The sequence below is a fragment of the Pseudomonadales bacterium genome, assembly GCA_024234615.1.
GTDB lineage: Bacteria > Pseudomonadota > Gammaproteobacteria > Pseudomonadales > IMCC2047 > JAJFKB01.
In genome coordinates this window covers 822,087-837,658 of record JACKNY010000001.1, presented here as the reverse complement: position 1 = coordinate 837,658, position 15,572 = coordinate 822,087, and the positions used below count along the sequence as shown (strand labels likewise).

The 15,572-nt window shown below is 46.0% G+C and carries 12 protein-coding genes and 2 tRNA genes; 3 read left to right on the top strand and 11 right to left on the bottom strand.

Translation table 11 applies throughout. The features are described 5' to 3' along the window. Positions 1 to 6 precede the first annotated feature (6 nt). Both boxC and H6995_03980 read right to left on the bottom strand, forming a co-directional pair. Positions 7 to 1,656, bottom strand: coding sequence for a 2,3-epoxybenzoyl-CoA dihydrolase (gene boxC / locus H6995_03985; GenBank protein MCP5214152.1), 1,650 nt, complete (start codon positions 1,654 to 1,656; stop codon positions 7 to 9). A gap of 229 nt (positions 1,657 to 1,885) precedes the next feature. Then, positions 1,886 to 2,359, bottom strand: coding sequence for a hypothetical protein (locus H6995_03980; GenBank protein MCP5214151.1), 474 nt, complete (start codon positions 2,357 to 2,359; stop codon positions 1,886 to 1,888). Positions 2,360 to 2,546: 187 nt separating this feature from the next. Between H6995_03980 and H6995_03975 the strand changes: the two genes are divergently transcribed. The 3 genes from H6995_03975 (at position 2,547) to H6995_03965 (ending at position 5,312) form a co-directional block, all read left to right on the top strand. After that, positions 2,547 to 3,044: a DUF4863 family protein gene (locus H6995_03975; protein ID MCP5214150.1), complete on the top strand. Its 498-nt coding sequence runs from the start codon at positions 2,547 to 2,549 to the stop codon at positions 3,042 to 3,044. A gap of 67 nt (positions 3,045 to 3,111) precedes the next feature. After that, positions 3,112 to 4,020 carry a helix-turn-helix transcriptional regulator gene (locus H6995_03970; protein MCP5214149.1) on the top strand — a complete coding sequence of 303 codons (909 nt, stop codon included), beginning with the start codon at positions 3,112 to 3,114 and terminating at the stop codon, positions 4,018 to 4,020. Positions 4,021 to 4,121: 101 nt separating this feature from the next. After that, the gene (locus H6995_03965; protein MCP5214148.1) at positions 4,122 to 5,312 is read left to right on the top strand and encodes an ISL3 family transposase; all 1,191 of its coding nucleotides are present in this window, start codon (positions 4,122 to 4,124) and stop codon (positions 5,310 to 5,312) included. Positions 5,313 to 5,413: 101 nt separating this feature from the next. Here H6995_03965 and H6995_03960 read toward each other — a convergent pair. The 9 genes from H6995_03960 to H6995_03920 form a co-directional block, all read right to left on the bottom strand. Continuing rightward, positions 5,414 to 5,490: transfer RNA gene (locus H6995_03960), tRNA-Val, on the bottom strand. Positions 5,491 to 5,607: 117 nt separating this feature from the next. Further along, entirely contained in the window at positions 5,608 to 6,615 is a 1,008-nt protein-coding gene (locus H6995_03955; protein ID MCP5214147.1) for an NAD-dependent epimerase, read from the bottom strand. Between the two features lie 99 nt (positions 6,616 to 6,714). Beyond that, the gene (gene uvrB, locus H6995_03950) at positions 6,715 to 8,727 is read right to left on the bottom strand and encodes an excinuclease ABC subunit UvrB (GenBank protein ID MCP5214146.1); all 2,013 of its coding nucleotides are present in this window, start codon (positions 8,725 to 8,727) and stop codon (positions 6,715 to 6,717) included. A gap of 134 nt (positions 8,728 to 8,861) precedes the next feature. Further along, positions 8,862 to 8,937 (bottom strand) — tRNA-Asn (locus H6995_03945). A 76-nt stretch (positions 8,938 to 9,013) separates the two neighbouring features. Then, positions 9,014 to 9,883: a UTP--glucose-1-phosphate uridylyltransferase GalU gene (gene galU, locus H6995_03940; GenBank protein ID MCP5214145.1), complete on the bottom strand. Its 870-nt coding sequence runs from the start codon at positions 9,881 to 9,883 to the stop codon at positions 9,014 to 9,016. 49 nt (positions 9,884 to 9,932) lie between these two features. Beyond that, positions 9,933 to 11,876, bottom strand: a complete 1,944-nt coding sequence (locus H6995_03935) for a polysaccharide biosynthesis protein (protein ID MCP5214144.1) — start codon at positions 11,874 to 11,876, stop codon at positions 9,933 to 9,935. Positions 11,877 to 12,028: 152 nt separating this feature from the next. Then, a complete protein-coding gene (locus H6995_03930; protein MCP5214143.1) occupies positions 12,029 to 13,465 on the bottom strand; it encodes a mannose-1-phosphate guanylyltransferase/mannose-6-phosphate isomerase in 1,437 nt (478 codons plus the stop codon). A gap of 13 nt (positions 13,466 to 13,478) precedes the next feature. Beyond that, positions 13,479 to 15,125, bottom strand: coding sequence for a glucose-6-phosphate isomerase (gene pgi, locus H6995_03925; GenBank protein MCP5214142.1), 1,647 nt, complete (start codon positions 15,123 to 15,125; stop codon positions 13,479 to 13,481). 142 nt (positions 15,126 to 15,267) lie between these two features. Continuing rightward, entirely contained in the window at positions 15,268 to 15,555 is a 288-nt protein-coding gene (locus tag H6995_03920) for a ComEA family DNA-binding protein (protein MCP5214141.1), read from the bottom strand. Positions 15,556 to 15,572: the final 17 nt, after the last annotated feature.

The following is a 15,572-nucleotide window of genomic DNA, read 5'->3' as shown; positions in this document are numbered from 1 at the left end:
CCCTTATTAAACTCTTTTCAGATCATATTCAGGACGGCCACCAGTGCCATAAAGCTGTAACGCGCCGGTTTGACCCACCGCATTAGGACGCTGAAATATCCAGTTTTGCCAGGCAGTCAGGCGGCCAAAAATTTTGGTTTCCATGGTTTCTGGACCAGCAAAACGTAAGTTTGCTTCCATACCGGTCAAGCAATCTGGCGAAAAGCTTGCGCGCTCTTCAATCAGCATACGCGTTTCGTCATCCCAATCGATGGCATCCATGCTGTAGGTAATCAATCCTAATTCTTGAGCGGCGTCAGAATCTAAATCTCGGCCAATCTCTGCCTTTGCCACATCAACCGACTCGGGCTCACCCAGGAAGCGTGTTTGTAGCCGGGTAATTCCATTAGACATAGGATAGGGGCCGAAATTAGCCTGCGTTAAACGTATTGCGGGAGCGGCTCGGTCATCATTATCGAACTGCCCTTCTAGCATGTAAGTACGATCGACAGAAAACAGTAGTTCAGCAAGCACGCCAACAAAACAACTACCGGGTTCAATCATCGCAAATAGCGTTCTGGAGGTCAGGTCGATACGCTTTAGCGTACGACGCCAGTACAGAGAAACCTCTCGCATCAGCCAATTACTCCGGTGCTCCGCTAAAAACTGGTCGTATGCTTCAACCGCATCAGCATCGCCTTGGGTTTTAAAAATTAGTGTGCCGACTTCTAATTCGTTGATCCGCAGATGTAAAATCGCTTCATCCAAATCCCGACATAAAGCCAACCACCAGAAATCAGCACCTTGTGCTACCGCCTCATCTAAGCTTGCTGGCACTGCAGTTTTCGGCCCTAGCAGAGTGATAGTTGCGACTCTATTGGCACGATCAAACTCCACCGTCAGATTATTATAAGCTATCGTATTTTCACCAATCTCACGCTGCAGTGGCGGCAATGAAACACCCTTTGCGTTCTCTGGGCGATCAGAGGTGCTCGCAATTTCCAGCGCTCTTGCTTGTACCGCATCATTAAACTTCGAGCCAGGTAGCACTTCATCAACCAAGCGCCAATCAACCGCACGCTGCCCTCGTACTCCCTCTTCCACGGTACAGAAAACATCTGCCAGATCCCGACGCACTTTGCGCTTATCCACCAATCGTGTCAGGCCTCCGGTACCAGGCAACACCGCCAACAAAGGCACCTCTGGCAGGGAAACGGCTGAATATCCGTCATCCGCCATCATAATGTAATCCGTCGCGAGCGCGAGCTCATAGCCACCACCGGCCGCTGTTCCTCGCACCGCACAAAGATAGCGTTGTTTAGAGTTTTCACTGGCATCTTCGATCGAGTTACGCGTTTCATTGGTAAACTTACAGAAGTTCACCTTGTGGGCATGCGCAGCACCACCCAACATACGAATATTCGCGCCAGCGCAGAAAACTTTCTCTTTACCTGAATCCATTACCACCGCACGTACTTCAGGATGCTCAAAACGCAGTCGCTGTACCGCATCATAAAGCTCAATATCTACACCCAAATCGTATGAGTTTAGCTTTAACTCATAACCCTCAAATAGGGTCTGTGACGCATCAACATCCATCGTTAGATGAGCGACTGGGCCGTCAAACGATAATTTCCAATGTTTATATTTTTCCGGGTTGGTTTGAAAATCAATCATGCTAATAATCCCCTTTCGATGTCGGTTCAAATCTGGCCAAAGCTAAAGTGTAATATATTACATAATAAGATAATTCACAGCATTATATTTCATTTCAAATAAAAGTCTAGCATTATCTTGCGTTTTAGTTGACGCTTGCTCTTGCAATTTTGAAAATACTCTGATCCATCGAAATGATTCGATATCAATATTTACCAATATAACCCCGAAGCTATTTATGCTAATTTGGCTAACCAGCCTCAGCCTGCATTACGTTTTTATATGCGTGAATTTTCTCCAAAGATTCTACAGGGATGGGAATCGATTTATTCTCACTCGTATCAACAAAACAAAATACAAACTTGGCATTAAAAACCGAACTACCGCCCCCGCCCTGACTCGGCCCTCGTGAACCTACAAGCTTTAAGGTTAACGTTGACCGCCCGATTTCACCCACTTCAAGCGTAATCCCCAATTCATCACCACCAATCAGCGGGCCGGTAAAATCAAGCTCTAAATGAACTACCGGGGTACCTCTTTGGTCACGCACGTTGATCCAATACCAATCGATACCGATATATTGTTTGAACCAGACTTCAATCGCTTCCATACAATAGTCGACAAAGCGCGGGGTATAGACAATGGCGGCAGCGTCAGTATCACCAAAGGGAATTGTGCGAAAGTGAGTAAAAGGGATTGTTTCAAAAACTTCCGTTCGATGCATAAGAATGACCCAAATTAGTACTAAAAGAGGAGAAGACTACCACAACTTATTAGCGGTATAGGCATAATCTCACCTACGTTGTAGTTCATGTTTAAATGAATTATATTACATCACTTAGTTTTATATCGGCACTCTTATGAGTGCCCCATAAATATCACTGCTCGACAAAAATGCTGTCCAACATTTCATGAGGTTATTTATCGTGAGCAATTTCTCTATCGCAGAATTTCAATCTTTACTACAGAACGTAACTAACCTGATTACCGGCCAAGCCCTAAATAAGTCATTGGAGCAACAACTCAATAACGAATTTTCTCCAAGTAGTAAATTATTTGCTGCCATTGTGGATGCTTGTCATGCAGGTATTGCCGCTGGAGCCATGTGTCAGCATGAAGCAGGTGGAATCAAATATGGCCGTGTGATTAAGCCAACTCCCGAGTTAGCCGGTTATAGTGTTGATCTGGTAGAAATGCATGATGTGAAAGGCCCGCACCACCGCCATCCTCTGGGTGAAATTGACCTCATTATGCCGATAGACAATAACGCTAAGTTTGATAACCGTGGTGCCGGATGGCTAGTTTACGGTCCGGATAGCTCTCATAGCCCTACTGTCACTGAAGGCAAGGCGCTGGTACTTTACCTCTTGCCTAATGGCGAAATTGAATTTACCCGCACTGCCAAATAACGAGCTGCGTTCCAGCTTTTCGTTTTCCAAACCAGCACCCGGCTAACAACAATAAGACACCGTCTTCATGAATAAGAAAGCTCAATCAATCAAACAAAGCGCTGACCAGTTTTTGTTGCAAGTGGGTGATAAAGTACGAAGTTTACGTGCCCGTCGCGGCATGACGCGAAAGAATCTGGCCCATGACTCAGGGGTATCCGAGCGCTATCTCGCGAATCTGGAACAGGGCAACGGCAACATATCCATTAGTCTACTTCGACAAATTGCTGGTGCACTAAACACCGAGGTTTCCGATCTGGTCAGTTCAAATGCCCAACGGAGCCCAGAACTTTCCCTTATTACACAATTTGTCAGCGAGCTGCCCCCTATGGAGCAACAGGCAGCGCTGCAACTATTGTATGAAAAATTCACAGTGCGCAGCGGTGCGCAGAAAAGAGTCGTCCTAATCGGCTTACGGGGGGCTGGCAAAACCACCTTAGGAAAACTACTCGAACAACGATCCAATCATCCCTTTATAAAGTTGGTGGATGAAGTCGAAAAGCTGGCGGGCATGAGCATCTCTGAAATATTTTCTCTCTCAGGTCAATCCGGCTATCAGCGCTTAGAAGAACGCGCGCTAATTAATACCCTGGATGAATACCAAAGCTGTTGTATTGAAACCGGTGGCAGCATCGTTTCAGAACCCAAGGCATTGAATATCCTGCTAACCAGCTGCTTTGTCGTCTGGGTTAAAGCAACACCAGAAGAGCATATGCAAAGAGTAATCAATCAAGGCGACATGCGACCCATGGCCAACAACAAAGAGGCAATGGCCGATTTACGACAAATACTGTCAGAGCGGCGACCCTTTTATAAAAAAGCCAGTGCGGTTCTTGATACCTCTGGCAAAAGTGTTGAAGAGTCCTACCTTGAGCTTGAGCAGATGATTCAGAAAAACACCCAATTTTTTAGTGCCAACCTCACCGTCAACAGTTAGTTAGTCTGATACAACGGGGCTTTTTGGCTCTTCATCATTAACGGGGGACACCGGCATTCATTAAACTGATTTTGCGACAATCAATTTAATGGAGAACACCGATGTCCCACGCAGGAAACATTATAGGCCTACCTGGCCTAGAGATTGAACGGGTAGCCCGAAATCAAGGCATAGAGGTGTGGGCAAAGCCCATCCGCAGACCGCCCTGTACCTATTGCCACGGCAATCATTTGAAGATTAAAGCTACCCACCACCGAACTATTAAGCACACGCGCCTGGGCAATCAGGTGATGACCTTGCACCTGCGGGTGCCCAAATACCATTGTCCGTGTTGTGGTAGATACTTCCGTCATGCCTTTCCCGGAATTCGCCCTCGTTTTCGTGCGTCTGAAGCCTATCGGCTGGAAGTTTTTGAAGCGCATGATGGTGGTATTACTCAGCGAAAACTGTCCCGAACACACCATATCAGTCCGGCGACGGTTGAGCGGTGGTATCAGCACCATATTGGCCAGAAGTGCTCCGAGATGAGCCATCGGCCCTGTCCTCGGGTGTTAGGCATTGATGAACACTTTTTTACCCGCAAGCAAGGCTACGCGACCACCTTCGTGGATCTGAAGAATCACAAGGTGTTCGATGTGAAGCTGGGACGATCAGAATCCAGCTTACGCCGCTACTTACGGGCACTGGAGGGGCGCGATAAGGTGCAGGTGGTGGTAATGGATATGTCCGAAACCTATCGCCGTATTGCCAAACGTTACTTCCCCGAAGCAACCATTGTGGCCGACCGGTTTCACGTTGTAAGACTAATCAATCAACACTTCTTAAAGGTGTGGCAACAATACGATCCAGAGGGCCGAAAGAACCGCGGATTAATCAGTCTGATGCGCCGGCATCAATGGCATTTAAGCGATGAGCAACACGCAAACCTTATGGTTTATCTCGCTGAATATCCGGTTTTACAAACGCTGTATGTCGTCAAACAAAAACTGATTCGTTTGATGCTTTTGAAAACGCTAACCGCTCAACGAGCAAAAAAGAAATTACCGCGCTATGTGAAGCTTCTAGAACAACTACAAGACAGCCCCTTACGGGCGTTGGCTCGGACATTAAAGTCTTGGATGGGGCCGATCATTGCCATGTGGCGATTCAGTAAAAGCAATGGAATAACGGAAGGTTTTCACAACAAGATGGAAATGATCTCGAGACGAGCGTATGGTTTTAGAAACTTTGAGAATTACCGATTAAGAGTGCTGGCCCACTGCGGGTGGGATGGTATTATCAACCGGGTTTGATGAGTGCTATCCCCCGATAATGGGGTAGAGCCGGCTTTTTGAGAATTACCGGCTAAGAGTGCTGGCCCACTGCGGGTTATGCAAGTATATACTGAGCGAATTGGTAGGCGCGATTGGAGTTGAACCAACGACCCCCACCATGTCAAGGTGGTGCTCTAACCAACTGAGCTACGCGCCTAATTCGAGCTGCGTAAGATACCACCAGAGCGGCACTTGCTCAAGCTAAAATAGATACAATCTCGCGGTATTATTGATCTTGTGGAACAAAGCCTGAGCAGATACGGTTCAGGCCTATTCAACAATGGTAATATTCTCGATACCATTCTACAAAATTAGCGATGCCTTGCTCGATTGGTGTCGACGGTTTATAACCGACATCCTGAACTAGCGCATCAACATTGGCATAGGTATCAGGCACGTCACCCGGCTGTAGCGGTAACAGATTTTTTTCCGCTTTCTTGCCCAAACAGTCTTCCAAAACCTCTATATAGCGCAGCAATTCGATCGGGTTATTACTACCAATATTGTATAAGCGGTAAGGTGAAATACTGGTAGCCGAATCAGGTGCATCACCATTCCAGGCGGAATTAGGCTCTGCGACCTTGTCGAGAGTACGGATAACGCCTTCAACAATATCATCGACATAGGTAAAATCGCGTCGATGATGCCCAAAGTTAAAAACATCAATTGGTTCGCCCGCTAAGATCTTTCGGGTGAAAATAAAGAGCGCCATATCAGGTCGCCCCCAGGGGCCATAGACCGTAAAAAAGCGCAGGCCCGCTGTAGGCAACTGGTAAAGGTGACTATAGGTATGCGCCATCAACTCATTGGCTTTTTTACTTGCCGCATAGAGGCTCACAGGATGATCCACATTGTCTGCTACAGAAAATGGCATCTTAGTATTTGAGCCATAGACAGAACTACTGGAAGCATAAACTAGGTGCTCAACACCGTGGTGGCGACAACCTTCAAGTACATTCATAAAACCCATAATGTTCGAGGATATATAGGCATGCGGGTTAATGAGTGAGTAACGAACACCGGCCTGCGCAGCAAGATTGACGACACGCTGTGGCTGGTATTTTTTGAACACTACGGACATCGCCTCCTGATCTTCGATATCAATACGTTCTTCGTGAAAACCTGCATGATCTAATAGCCGCGCCAAACGGGCCTGTTTGAGGCTGACATCATAATAATTATTCAGATTATCAACACCGATAACCTCATCACCACGCGCCAACAAGCGTGCTGAAAGTGCTGAGCCTATAAATCCTGCTGAGCCGGTAACCAATACTCTCACTAACTTTATACTCCCTTAACTTATTAACCTGGCATTGCAGGCATCTTCGCTGCTTCACGATTTTTCAGAGCTCTAGTAACTTTAGTCTAGATCAGATAATCACCCAAGTAATGCAGAATGTATTTCTGAAATTTCATCCCTATATTTGGCTGCCTGCTCAAATTCGAGGTTTTTCGCAGCTTCATACATCTTGTCTTCTAATTGGCCAATCAGTTTACCCAGCTCCTTTGGCGACATCTTTTCATAATTAACCCGATAGCTCACCGTGGTTTCTGCAACTCGCTTGGCAGCGCCTCGTGATTTACCGCCGGGTGTATGTGCACCCTCTAAAATATCTTCCACCGACTTTATGATACCCTGGGGCGTGATCCCATGCGTCTCATTAAATGCTCTTTGTTTATTACGACGTCGTTCAGTCTCGTCCATCGCCCTTTGCATTGATCCGGTAATTTTATCCGCATAAAGAATTGCCGATCCATTAAGATTGCGCGCCGCCCGGCCGATGGTTTGTATCAAAGATCGCTCGGAGCGTAAAAACCCCTCTTTATCGGCGTCCAAAATAGCGACCAATGATACCTCAGGAATATCCAGCCCCTCTCTTAGCAAGTTGATTCCAACCAGAACATCAAACTCACCAATTCTCAAATCCCGAATAATTTCAACTCTCTCGACCGTATCAATATCTGAGTGCAGGTAGCGCACCTTTACGCCATGCTCTGCATAGAACTCCGTCAAATCCTCTGCCATTCGTTTCGTCAAAACTGTGACTAAAACACGTTCACCGCAGGCGGTACGCCGATTAATCTCTGACATCAAATCATCCACCTGGGTCGATGCAGGTCTCACCTCAATAGCCGGATCTATTAATCCTGTAGGCCTAACCACTTGCTCTACTACCTGGCCAGCATGATCAGACTCATAGGTGCCGGGCGTAGCGGAAACAAAAATCGTTTGCGGCGCGCTTCCTTCCCACTCCTCAAAACGCATGGGCCTATTATCCAACGCCGAGGGTAACCGGAAACCATATTCAACCAGTGTTTCCTTGCGCGACCGGTCACCCTTATACATTGCACCCAGTTGGGGGATGGTCACGTGAGACTCATCTACGACTAATAGCCCGTTAGCGGGTAAATAGTCGAACAGAGTCGGCGGAGATTCCCCTTCGGCTCGACCGGATAAATAGCGTGAATAATTTTCAATTCCCGTGCAATAACCCAGCTCTAAGATCATTTCTACATCAAAATTGGTACGCTGCTCTAAACGTTGCGCCTCCACCAACTTATTGTTACTCCTAAGCTGGGCAAGCCGCTCCGTCAATTCCTCTTTTATCTTACCAACAGCGTCGAGGAGCGTTTCACGTGGCGTCACGTAATGGGTTTTGGGATAGATGGTAACACGTGGAATTCGCTGCAAAATTTCCCCAGTCAAGGGGTCAAACATAGCAATGGACTCAATCACATCATCAAATAATTCAATGCGTACGGCTTCTCTATCTGATTCGGCAGGATAGACATCAATCACGTCACCCCTGACTCGATAACTCGCCCGATGGAATTCAACATCGTTACGTCGATATTGTAGTTCTGCCAAACGCCGTAAAATAAAACGCTGATCGACGCGGTCACCTCGATCCAAATGTATCACCATATTTAAATACGCTGTAGGATCACCTAAGCCATAAATTGCAGAGACCGTGGCAACAATAATGGTATCCGGGCGTTCTAATAAGGCCTTAGTCGCCGAGAGGCGCATTTGTTCGATATGCTCATTGACCGAAGCATCCTTCTCAATAAAAGTATCAGATGCGGGCACATAGGCTTCAGGCTGGTAATAGTCGTAATAAGAAACAAAATACTCCACTGAATTGTGAGGAAAAAATTCCTTAAATTCACCATAGAGCTGCGCTGCCAAAGTTTTATTGGGTGCCAGTACGAGCGTTGGCCGCTGCGTACGTTCGATAAGATTGGCAATTGTAAAAGTCTTTCCAGAACCCGTCACACCAAGTAGGGTTTGATAGGCCAAACCAGCCTCAATCCCCTGGTATAATTTTTCAATAGCTTCCGGTTGATCGCCTGCAGCTTGAAATTTAGAAACGACTTGCAAGGGGTGCACTAAAATTGCTCTCTTCTAACTTCGGTGGCAAATCAGACGATTATATTGTGATCTGATTTATTTTTTAGAGGGGAAGATTTTGCCCTGATAGAAAGCAAAAAAGCCAGCAATAAATTGCTGGCTTTCACAAATATTGGCTCCCCGACCAGGACTCGAACCTGGGACCCAATGATTAACAGTCATTTGCTCTACCAACTGAGCTATCGGGGATCAGTTCAACTGAGGCGCGTATATTAATGACGTTTGCCATGGAGGTCAACCATAAAAACAGTGAAATTCGAGAGGGCTAACGATAGCGTTCCTTAAGGTATGCATCGAATTCTTCACTCAATTCGGGATGCCGTAATCCATATTCCACGGTTGCCGTTAAATAGCCCAGTTTACTGCCGCAATCATAGCGCTTACCCTCAAACTCATAGGCTAGAACCTGCTGCTTAGCCATCATCGCTGCAATTGCATCGGTTAATTGAATCTCGCCATTGGCGCCAGCCAGAGTTGACTCTAATAACGAAAATATTTCTGGCATTAATACATAACGGCCAACCACAGCCAAATTGGACGGAGCGTCCTCTTGAGCAGGCTTTTCCACTATGCCTTGCAACCGGTGTAATTGTTTTCCCATCGGTTCCGATGCAATAATTCCGTATTTCTTTACATCATTAATCGATACTCGCTCAATCGCCACGATACTGTTTTGGATATCTTCAACGATTTTCACCATGGAGGAAAGGCACCCCACACCCGGGGAATAAATAAGATCATCGGCTAACAGAACAGCGAACGGTTCTCCGCCTATTAACGGCTTGGCGCAGAGTACGGCATGCCCCAAGCCGAGTGCTTCCGGTTGACGAATATAGGCACATGACACATGCTTTGGAATGATATTACGGACAACTTCTAGAAAACGCTCTTGGCCTGCTTTTTTTAACTTATCCTCTAGCTCATAGTTTGTATCAAAATGATCTTCGATGGCCCGTTTAGTAATACTTGTGACAAAGATCAGTTCCGTAATTCCAGCCTCTACCGCTTCTTCTACCGCATACTGAATGATGGGTTTATCAACTACTGCAAGCATCTCTTTAGGGCTGGCTTTCGTTGCAGGTAAAAAGCGTGTGCCTAAGCCCGCTACTGGGAAGATTGCTTTGCGAATTCGCATCTCTGGTATATAGCTATCATTTTTAAGCGGTGATTGTAATGGGGTTTATTTAGTTCTTTTTTGGATAAAGTTGGGAAACCTTCGAGCCACCCTCAGGCTTCAATTCTACGGGTAGCATGGACTGAACAAAAATAGAATCCACAAAAGCATGACTTGGTTTAAATCCAATGATTGAGTTGAGCAGTATCTCTCTAATTTTTTTGTAATCAAACTCGTCACAGGCTTTGTTTAACTGAGACAGAATAATACTGACTTCTTCCCATGACATCTTAATCTCTTCAGCACGTAAAATTTTGCTGTGCTCAGTACCAATTAAGTTATCACCTATCAGTAACTCTTCTCTTAATTTTTCTCCCGGTCTCAAACCGGTAAATTTAATATCAATATCGCCGTGCGGGTTTTCTTCATCTCTAACTTCCAGGCCCATTAAATGAACCATCTTGTGCGCCAATTCAAGAATACTAACGTGTTCCCCCATATCCAGGACTAACACATCTCCCCCTTCCGCAATCGAAGTGGATTGGATCACTAACTGTGCGGCCTCAGTGATCGTCATAAAATAACGACTGACTTCTGGATGGGTCACAGTGATGGGGCCGCCATCGTTTATTTGTTTTCTAAACAAGGGTACGACCGACCCAGAAGACCCCAACACATTACCAAAGCGCACCATACTAAAACAGGTATCTTTAAATTCATCCGCTAGCCCCTGTAAAATAAGCTCTGCTAAACGTTTAGTTGCACCCATCACATTAGTAGGCCAAACAGCTTTATCGGTTGAAATGAGTACAAAAGACTTAACTCTCGCTTTGGCGGCGGCCTTCGCCATCATCAGGGTTCCAAAAACATTATTCCGAACACCCGCAACAATATTATGCTCCACCAGTGGGACATGTTTGTACGCTGCCGCGTGAAAGACCACATCCACTTTAAAATGGGTCAAGGCCTTCTCGACCAGCCCGCCATCCTGAACAGAACCCAACATGGAAATCACTTCTGTCTTTAATTTTTTTTCCTCCATGAAGGCTTTTATTTCCTTTTCGATGTTATAAAGCCCATACTCTGAAATCTCAAAAAGCAAAAGTCGTCGAGGTTTAGCCGTCAATATTTGACGGCATAGCTCCGAACCTATTGAGCCCGCCGCACCAGTCACCATGACATTCTTATTCTGTATGGCGCGCGCCAGTAAATCTTCGTTTGGTGGTACGGCATCGCGCCCCAGCAAATCTTCTAAATCCACATCCTGAATTTGATCCAGCGTTACTTTCCCAGAGACGAGATCAGGCATGGAGGGAACGGTTCTAACATAGAGCGGAAGATGCTCTAGTTTTTCCAGTATCGCCTGCCGTTGCGCACGGCTAATCGAAGGAACCGCCAGCAGCACTTGTTTTATCTTTAAATTATTGACTACCTGACCTAAATCATCGGGCGAGTAAACCTGGATACCATTGATGACACTACCTTGGGCTGAGCGACTATCATCGATAAAAGCAACTGGCAGATACTCGACCCCATTCGTTAGCGCCGAAGCTAGCTGCACCCCGGCACTCCCCGCTCCATATATCGCCACCAATTGACGTTCCAAATAGGTTTTTATTAACCAGTGAAAATAGGCTCTAATTAGAAAACGACTGCCTCCTACATAAAGCACAGCAATCAACCAGAATATGCCTATCACCGAACGTGGAATTCCCGGTATCCGATATAAAAAAGTAGCGACTATCAGAGCAAGTGTAACAAAGGTAACCCCTTTTAAAACGGCAAAAGCCGCTTGCGGCCCCATATAGCGAACTACCGCCCGATAAAGTCCAAGCCTCATAAAAATGGGAATGCTGATAACTGGCGTTGCGATAAACAACCACCAATACGGGGACATGTCGAAAGAAATAGAACCTAGACGCAGCGCAAAGGCAGACCAGAGTGCGAAGGGAATCATCAGCCCATCGGCCAACATCATGATAATCCGTTTCGTTCGCCGATGCAGATGCAGCATCCATGTGTGAGCAATTTTTGACACGCAAACTCCCTGTAGGTTAAGCCTCTTTGGGCAGCAATTATATACCCCTAGATAGCAAACAAACTACGCATATATATCAAAAGATAGATATTTTAGAAGGTTTTTAAATTTACAGGATCATCGGTGTTTTAACTCGTACGCCCATATTTATCATCAAAACGAATAATGTCGTCTTCACCTAAATAACTTCCTGTTTGTACTTCAATAATTTCCAATGGAATTTTCCCCGGATTCCGCAATCGATGCTTGACACCAATCGGGATATAGGTCGATTCATCTTCATTGAGTCGAAATTCTTCTTCCCCGCGGGTCACCAACCCACAACCTTTGACAACCACCCAGTGTTCCGAACGATGATGATGCAGCTGTAACGATAAAGAAGCCCCGGGGTTGACAATAATTCTTTTTACGTGGAAACGCTGTGCGTTGACGATCGATTCATACGAACCCCAAGGGCGATATACTTGGGTATGGTCTATGACCTCTGGGCGAGATTGCTGCTTCAGCTGGTCAACCACCGCCTTTACATGTTGAACCTGATCCTTATTCGCCACCAATATGGCATCTGCCGTTTCCACCACCACTAGGTTATCAACACCCACCGCTGCAATCATTCTTGATTCTGAGCGCAAATAACTATTGTGGACATTCTCTAGTACGACATCCCCGATTGCCACATTGTCCTGCGCATCGTGCTCACTGACATCCCAGATCGCCGCCCAAGCGCCAACGTCATTCCAGGTGGTCGCCAAGGGTACAACCACAGCCGCTGCCGTATGTTCCATCACGGCGTAATCAATTGACTCGCTTCTACAGGCATCGAACGTTTTACCGTCAACCCGGTAAAAATCCAGATCTTGCTTAATGCTGGCAAAGGATTTTTCACAGGATTCCAAAATATCTGGTGCAAATTTACCTAATTCCTGCAAATAGCTTTGAGCACCAAACATAAACATGCCGCTGTTCCAGTAGTAATCGCCGCTGGCAATATAGCTTTGTGCTTTAGCGAGATCGGGTTTCTCTACAAATTCCGCAACACCAAAGACTTGGCCTATGCTTTTTTCATTAGGAGTATCATTTTTTTGCTGGCTCCGAATATAGCCATAACCAGTCTCCGCTCGCGTTGGCGTTATTCCAAAGGTGACCAAGCGGCCATTATCTGCTTGCGCCCCACCCACCTTAATCGCCTGATGGAACAGATTATTATCTGCGATGAGATGATCCGCCGGCAGCACCAACAAAATCGCTTCTTGGTCTGCCGCTAACGCCTTAAGAGCGGCAAGCGCTACCGCTGGCGCTGTATTTTTTGCAGAGGGTTCTAAGATAATAGTGGGTGAAATAATCTCTAACTGACGCAGCTGTTCCGCCACCATAAAACGGTGCTCTTCATTGCAAACAACAATGGGAGAGCTGACGTCTGGAGCATTTACCAATCGCTGAAGGGTGGTTTGTAACAGTGAAAACTTCTTATCAATCAGCGGGATAAACTGTTTTGGGTAATGCTCTCTGGAAAGTGGCCAGAGCCGACTACCGACACCGCCCGCCAAAATAACCGGCACTAGCATGCTGTTAACCTCTTCATTTATTTTGTTGCTTATGATGATATCCCGCGAACTCTAGCAATCCATGGGTCGAGCTATCGAAGCGAACCTCATCTGTTAAAAAACACTTATTCCCATTATTCCGTAATTGTCCTGCCAGCTTTTTGCCCAATTCAACGCCCCATTGATCAAAGGGGTTAATATTCCAAATAACACTTTGCACAAAGACCTTATGCTCGTAACAAGCAATAAGACTGCCAAGCGTTCGTGGTGTGAGTTCCTTCATCAAAATAGTAGTGCTGGGTTTATTGCCAGGATAGTTTTTGATCAGGGCGTCCTCTTTATCCCGACCTTCAGCGATCGAGCCGCCAAACATCAAGGCTCTTGATTGCGCCAAGCAGTTGACCAGCGCCAATTCACGGTGCTTCTCCGGCACCGATGCGTTATCAGCAACAGCAATAAACTCAATAGGCACAAAACGGGTGCTCTGATGCAGTAACTGGTAAAACGCATGCTGTGCATTGGGGCCAAATTCACCCCATATAATCGGCGCAGTTGCATAATCGACGAACTTATGATCAAGAGTAACACTTTTCCCGTTACTCTCCATTTCCAACTGCTGTAAAAAAGCTGGTAACACATGTAAGCGGTGATCATAGGGCAGTACCGCTTGCGTATCCGCCTGCCAGAAGTTGTTATACCAAATACCAATTAATGCTTGGACTACCGGGATATTGCGTCGCCATTCGGTATTTCTAAAATGCTGATCTGCCGTATTAGCGCCCGCTAAAAACTGCTCAAAATCGTGCATACCAAGACTAATTGCGATCGAGATACCAACCGCCGACCAAACCGAATAGCGTCCCCCAACCCAATCCCATAACGGAATCTGGTTTGCCGCATCGATACCAAAATCTGACATTTTTGGAGCATCGGCGGATACGCCAATAAAGTGATTTGCCAATGACCTTGTATCACCTAAATTTTCACGCAACCAGGACTTGACTGTATCGGCATTCGCCATCGTATCTGTCGTCGTAAAAGATTTAGAAGATATAATAAAAAGTGTCGTTTCCGGATTCAGGTTACGTAAAGTGGCCACCACTTCATTACCATCAATACTCGAAACAAAAAGTAATTCAACATGGTCTGACGCCTTATGTTTAAAGGCCTCACATACCATGCGTGGCCCTAGATCAGAACCGCCAACACCGAGATTAACCACTGTTGTAACCGGTTTCCCTGTAGAACCCAGCCACAAACCAGCCCGTAAACGCTCAGATATCTCCCTCATTTTTTCTTTGACGGCAGAAATACCCGGCATAATATCTTGACCATCGACATAGATTGTTCCGCCTGCCTCAGCGCGAAGAGCCGTATGCAAAGCTGGTCGGCATTCAGTGGTATTAACCAAGTCGCCAGCAAACATTGCATCGATTCGTTCCCCAAGGTTTGCCGCATGGGCAAGATCAATTAGAAGAGCTAACGTCTCTTCAGTGAGGAGATGTTTGGAAAAGTCATAAAGCAAGCACTCAAATTTTAGCGAAAAATTTTCGAACCGTTTAGGATCACATGCAAATAAATCCGTTAATACGAGATTCGCTTGAGATTTACGTTGCGACTGTAGTTTTTTCCAAGCTAAGGATTGAGTTAGGCGTTGATGGGGAATTTCGGCTTGTTCCATTTTCTACCTATAAATTCATCCGCTGCATTAACAACCAAATGCTGAGTTATGCCGTGCGCAAGCAAAAGTATAATTGCCCCGGGCCAGCTTGCAATAAAAAAGGCGCATTAACTGCGCCTTTATAATTCTGACAATAGAGATTTCAGAATTTAATTCTATCGATATTTTTCTGAATGATTGCTGCACTCACCCCTTTGACTTTTTGCAAATCTTCAACACTACCAAAAAACCCATTGGCATCTCGGTAGGCAACTATCGCATTCGCTCGCTTCATCCCGATGCCTTTTAGGGTATCTGCTAAAGCTTGCGCGTCTGCACGATTGATATCCACCTGCTGCGACTCAACACTCGCCGGGGCTAGGCTAACATTATCTTTCGCAATTAAGGGGGAAGAACTGAGAACAAGAAAAGTGGCAAAAACCGCACACATCCATTTAATGCTATTCA

Excerpts from the sequence above, each read along its gene's own strand:
- boxC (MCP5214152.1), bottom strand. The coding sequence starts at position 1,656 with ATGATTGATTTTCAAACCAACCCGGAAAAATATAAACATTGGAAATTA.
- H6995_03980 (MCP5214151.1), bottom strand. The coding sequence starts at position 2,359 with ATGCATCGAACGGAAGTTTTTGAAACAATCCCTTTTACTCACTTTCGC.
- H6995_03975 (MCP5214150.1), top strand. The coding sequence starts at position 2,547 with ATGAGGTTATTTATCGTGAGCAATTTCTCTATCGCAGAATTTCAATCT.
- H6995_03970 (MCP5214149.1), top strand. The coding sequence starts at position 3,112 with ATGAATAAGAAAGCTCAATCAATCAAACAAAGCGCTGACCAGTTTTTG.
- H6995_03965 (MCP5214148.1), top strand. The coding sequence starts at position 4,122 with ATGTCCCACGCAGGAAACATTATAGGCCTACCTGGCCTAGAGATTGAA.
- galU (MCP5214145.1), bottom strand. The coding sequence starts at position 9,883 with ATGCGAATTCGCAAAGCAATCTTCCCAGTAGCGGGCTTAGGCACACGC.
- H6995_03935 (MCP5214144.1), bottom strand. The coding sequence starts at position 11,876 with ATGCTGCATCTGCATCGGCGAACGAAACGGATTATCATGATGTTGGCC.
- H6995_03930 (MCP5214143.1), bottom strand. The coding sequence starts at position 13,465 with ATGCTAGTGCCGGTTATTTTGGCGGGCGGTGTCGGTAGTCGGCTCTGG.
- pgi (MCP5214142.1), bottom strand. The coding sequence starts at position 15,125 with ATGGAACAAGCCGAAATTCCCCATCAACGCCTAACTCAATCCTTAGCT.
- H6995_03920 (MCP5214141.1), bottom strand. The coding sequence starts at position 15,555 with ATGTGTGCGGTTTTTGCCACTTTTCTTGTTCTCAGTTCTTCCCCCTTA.